At 56.3% G+C, this 4,882-nt stretch carries 4 protein-coding genes and 1 pseudogene; 2 read left to right on the top strand and 3 right to left on the bottom strand.

Annotated elements, in window-relative coordinates; genetic code table 11:
- Both SMC5_RS03820 and SMC5_RS03815 read right to left on the bottom strand, forming a co-directional pair.
- Positions 1–1,013, bottom strand: a 1,013-nt coding sequence (locus SMC5_RS03820) for an aldehyde ferredoxin oxidoreductase N-terminal domain-containing protein (RefSeq protein WP_207799036.1), incomplete at its 3' end; no start/stop codon positions are given.
- Entirely contained in the window at positions 1,010–1,402 is a 393-nt protein-coding gene (locus SMC5_RS03815; RefSeq protein ID WP_119119664.1) for a 4Fe-4S binding protein, read from the bottom strand. The genes SMC5_RS03815 and SMC5_RS03820, both read right to left, overlap by 4 nt.
- A gap of 140 nt (positions 1,403–1,542) precedes the next feature.
- Between SMC5_RS03815 and SMC5_RS03810 the strand changes: the two genes are divergently transcribed.
- Positions 1,543–2,904 (top strand): 8-oxoguanine deaminase, encoded by a 1,362-nt coding sequence (locus SMC5_RS03810; RefSeq protein WP_119119663.1) that lies wholly within the window; start codon positions 1,543–1,545, stop codon positions 2,902–2,904.
- Between the two features lie 50 nt (positions 2,905–2,954).
- Complete coding sequence (glnA, locus tag SMC5_RS03805; RefSeq protein ID WP_119119662.1) at positions 2,955–4,388, top strand: type I glutamate--ammonia ligase; 1,434 nt, start codon at positions 2,955–2,957, stop codon at positions 4,386–4,388.
- Between the two features lie 230 nt (positions 4,389–4,618).
- On the opposite strand, the pseudogene SMC5_RS03795 reads toward glnA, so the two are convergent.
- A pseudogene (locus tag SMC5_RS03795) lies at positions 4,619–4,882 on the bottom strand (nucleoside phosphorylase); the annotation flags it as partial.

Below are 4,882 nucleotides of genomic sequence, written 5' to 3'. Positions count from 1 at the left end.
TCGACATCGGCGTTCAGCACGGCAATTTCCTCGATACTGTCCATGCCGAGGTTGGAACCCATCAGGCCGATCGTTTCGTACTCGGGACCCTCGACGTGGACATCGTACTTCTTCGAATAGGTGTAGGTGGAACAGCCAAGAGGACACGCGTAGCAGCCCTTGTCGCGTACATATATCTGCTCTCGCATGTACTTGCCATTGATACGGTCCTTCTTGGGGTACTGTGCATGCTGGAAGTTGTCGACAGGGATGACGCCGACGCTGTCACACCAGTCGGTGATATCCGTCGTGCCATACTTGGAGAAGGTCGGGAAGAACGCCGTATTCTTAATGTAGTCGATGACGGAGGTCGTGTGCTTTTGGAGACCTTCGATGTCGGCGACCGGAATAGACTTCGTTCCACGCACAGCGATTGCCTTGAGCTTCTTCGAGCCCAGGACCGCCGCGATCCCTCCCCGGCCGGCCTGACGTCCCACATCATGTGTAATGCATGCGAACCTCACCAGGTTCTCGCCGGCAGGGCCAATAGTCGCAATCTGGAAGTCCTCCCCAAGATCGCGCTTCAGGGTATATTCTGTGTCGACGGAGCCCTTGCCCCAATAGCCGGAAGCGTCACGTATCTCCACCTTGTCATCTTCGATACAGAGGTATACCGGAGTCTCGGAAGCACCCTCAAGGATGATCATGTCCCAGCCAGCGTACTTGAGTTCCGCCATGATCATGCCGCCCATGTTGCTGTCGATGTAGCCTCCAGTCAGCGGAGACTTGGTACCCCACACAATCTTTGCACTGGAAGGCCACAACGTGCCCGATAGAGGTCCTGTCGCCACAAACACTTTGTTTGCAGGGCTGAGCGGATCCACCCCAGCAGGAAGCTCCTCGTACATAAACTTTGCGATCCAGGCACGACCTCCGAGCCAATCGTGAGCCAATTCGGGCGTCACGGGCTCTTGTTTGACCGACCTGGTGGTCAGGTCGACACGTAGAATAGAGCCACCATAGCCATTTATCATTGGTCTTCCCCCCAACGCAGAGCTTGCGCCGCACAGTTTGCCACACAGGCTCCACAAAGATTGCACATGTAGGGATGTGGACTTGCGGGTGACCTGAAGATCGCTTGCTGCGGGCAGCCGTCCACGCATGCTCCGCAATCGATACACGTGGACTCGTCGATCACATAGGCTCCGTTTGCATCGACAGAAATCGCTTCAACCGGACATACAGACTGGCAGGCACCACACTGGTTGCAGAGATGAATCTCAAAATAGCCCTCTGGAAAACGGGGCACGATACCTATGCGAGCAGCCTTGTGTGTGTTGAGCTTGAAGTTCTGAGCCGAGCACGTGAGCTGACACAAACGGCATCCGGTACAACTCTCGGGCCTTACGACGATATGCCTCATGCGACCTCCTATCCTTGTCACGACAATATGATCCGCCCCCGATTATAGCAAGATGCTGTGGCAATGAAAGCAAGCGAGCTGCGCGCGTTGATTGCGGCCTCAATGGCGGTACAATAGGAAAAGACCAGCGGAGGCTGCACATGAGAACGCTTATCACTGACATTGCCTTCCTTATGACGGGCGATGCTATTCGGCAGGAACTTAAGGATGCGTATGTTGTCGTTGACGACAACATCATCACGGCCATTGGCACAGGGGCGCCAGTCCTCGATACCCCTGCAGACCGCACCATCTCGGGCGCGCGCATGCTGATGATGCCGGGTTTTGTCAATACCCACCACCACCTCTACCAGACGCTGTTTCGGAACGTTCCCCAAGTCGAACATGCCAAGCTGTTCAACTGGTTGGCGTTCCTTTATGAACACTGGAAGTACATTGACGAAGAAGCTGTCTACACAAGCGCCCAGGTCGGCATCTGTGAGATGCTGAAGACTGGTGTCACGACGACGAGCGACCATCTCTATCTGTATCCGTATGGCAACAACGCGATCATCGACGCTGAGATACGGGCAGCTCGTGATATCGGCGTGCGGTTCCATCCCACGCGCGGCAGTATGTCACTGAGCAAGAAAGATGGGGGACTCCCTCCGGACAGCGTAGTACAGACGGATGAAGAGATTCTGGTGGAGTCCGAACGCGTCATCCACCAATACCACGACCGCGGTCGATACCCGATGACCCGCATTGCTCTGGCCCCATGCTCCCCCTTCTCGGTCACGACAGACCTGATGAAACAGACGGCAGCTCTGGCAGAGAGAGAAGATGTGCTCATCCATACGCATCTTGCCGAAACGCAGGATGAAGAAGAATTCTGTCTCCAGATATTTGGCTTCCGACCAGTCGACTACATGGAAGAGGTCGGCTGGCTCACGCCTCGCTCCTGGTTTGCTCACATCGTGTGGGCATCCGACGCCGACATCCGTAAGTTATCGGAGCACGAATGCGGCATGGCCCACTGCCCGGCCAGCAATATGCGTCTCGGCTCCGGCATCGCTCCCGTGGCGGTCATGAAACAAACAAACATGCGCATCGGCATCGGCGTCGATGGCAGTTCCAGCAACGATACCAATTCGTTCATCGGTGAGGTGCGCCTGGCAACGCTCCTCCAGCGGGTCAAATACGGGGCCGACGCACTGACGTCGCGCGAAGCTCTGGCCATGGCGAGCATGGGCGGCGCCCGTGTGTTACGCATGGACTCAGACATCGGCAGTATCGAGGTAGGAAAGGCGGCCGATCTGATCATGTGGGACCTCGACACTCTCGAGTTCGCCGGCGGACTGCACGACCCCTTCACGGCACCGGTCATGTGCGACGCCAAGCAGGTAAGTTTCAACATGGTCAATGGCAGAGTTCTCATCGAGAACGGCCAGTTCACGAACATTGACGTGCGAGCCCTGGTTGCCAGGCAGAATACGATAGCGGCGAACCTCATGGCACGCTAGTACGGCGCCGCGGACCAAGTCCAGCCGGCAGTTTCTCTGGAGGTAGGGATATGAAAACGCTTCAGCAATTTCTGAACTACGCGAGAGAACACCAGATTGCTCAAGTCGACCTGAAATTCACGGACCTGTTCGGTGGCCTGCATCATGTGACAGTTCCCCTATCCCGTGTCGACCAGGGATTCCTGACCCAGGGCGTTGCCTTCGACGGTTCCAGCATTCCCGGATTCGCGTCGGTTGAGCGCAGTGACATGCTCCTGCGTCTTGATCTGTCGACGGCATTCCTGGACCCATTTGCCAAAGTTCCTACCGTTGCAGTCTTCTGCGACATCCTTGAGCCCCACACTCATCGACGTTTCGCTCTCGACCCTCGATACATCGCGGAGCAAGCTGAAGCTTTGCTGAAGTCCAAGGGCTATGCCGACACGGCCTGGTTTGCCCCCGAGTTCGAATTCTATGTTTTCCAGAATGTCGATTTCAAGTCCTCGGAGACCACCTGTTTCTTCTCAATCGAGAGTGCGGAGACCAGCAGTACGGTGTCGCTCGACAACTCACAACTCCAGGGCTACACGATCCGCCACGGACGAGGATACCATGCAGAGCAGCCACTCGACCGGCTGTTCGACTATCGCAGCACGCTCGTTCAGATGTTGGAGAATGTCGGGGTGACTGTCCGCTATCACCATCATGAAGCCGGGGAAACGGGCCAGATCGAGCTTGAGGTTATGCCCTGCACACCACGCGCTATGGGCGACGCATCACAGAAGATCAAGTACTTCGCCAAGAACCTTGCTCGCCAAATGGGAATGACGGCAACCTTTATGCCCAAACCGATTGCTGGTCAGGCCGGAACAGGAATGCACTTCCATCAATATTTGACCAGGAAAGGACAACCCACGTTCTACCAGAAGGGTGGAGAACCCTACGACCTCTCTCCGCTCGCCATTCACTATATCGGCGGCATTCTCAGTAACGCGTCAGCCCTTCTGGGCATCACAAACCCTTCTACGATAAGCTACAAGAGGCTCATTCCAGGATTCGAGGCCCCCATCCGCGCATTCTTCTCGCTGGGCAACCGCACCGCAGCAGTTCGCATTCCCATCTATGCAGATACGGCGCCAGAGAAGCGCATCGAATTCCGCCCCCCGGATGCTACAACCAATGTCTATCTTGCCATCAGCGCAATGCTTCTTGCCGGCCTCGACGGCATCGAGAAACAAACGGACCCGACAGCACTTCATCTCGGCCCATATACGGGCGATATCGAGAAGTTGTCCGAGAAAATTGTCCGCAAGATTCCGGTGCTCCCGACCTCTCTTTCCGAAGCCTTCGCAGCCCTGAGACGTGGCAGCGATTTCTTGACGCGAGACGGTGTTTTCCCCCCTGCATTTGTTGAAGTGTTCTGCTCCTACAAAGAGAAGAACGAGGCAGAAGTACTCCGCCGCCTGCCTCATCCCAAGGAATTCGAGCTGTATTACGACTGCTGAGGAGACTGGATGCTCATAAAGCTCAAACTGCACGCCATAGTCGCCGATCAGATCGGAGACCTGCACGATGTGCAGGTGCCGGCCGGAACGGATGTTACCGGTCTGCTTGTAGCATTGGGTATTGACCGCGACCGTGCAGGCTTCGTNNATCATCCCGTTCCTGGGAGGCGGTTGACCGGCCCTCGAGATAATTGAACCCGGGGCCTGCGATTCCTGCGCAGAAACGTTACTCAGCGACGGACAACACGGTCCTGTTCGATGAGCAGTTTGATCGCTTCGATCCCGGTCGATATGAGCCGGTCCAGTATCGGATGATGGGATTCGTGTCCGCCCTCCGCAAACTGGTTGTTGACGATGAGCATGACGCCACCGGCACGCTTGTGAAGAATGCTCGATACCACAAACACCGTGGCTGCCTCCATCTCCGAGCACACAGCTCCACCGGCAATCCAGGCCCTGCAACGAGCGTTCAACTGCTCGGCCAGTGGCTGGCG

It is taken from the genome of Candidatus Cryosericum odellii, assembly GCF_003570935.1.
GTDB lineage: Bacteria > Caldisericota > Caldisericia > Cryosericales > Cryosericaceae > Cryosericum > Cryosericum odellii.
This window is presented reverse-complemented; position numbering and strand designations above follow the sequence as displayed.

Coding starts and splice junctions, on each gene's coding strand:
- SMC5_RS03815 (WP_119119664.1), bottom strand. CDS start 1,402: ATGAGGCATATCGTCGTAAGGCCCGAGAGTTGTACCGGATGCCGTTTG.
- SMC5_RS03810 (WP_119119663.1), top strand. CDS start 1,543: ATGAGAACGCTTATCACTGACATTGCCTTCCTTATGACGGGCGATGCT.
- glnA (WP_119119662.1), top strand. CDS start 2,955: ATGAAAACGCTTCAGCAATTTCTGAACTACGCGAGAGAACACCAGATT.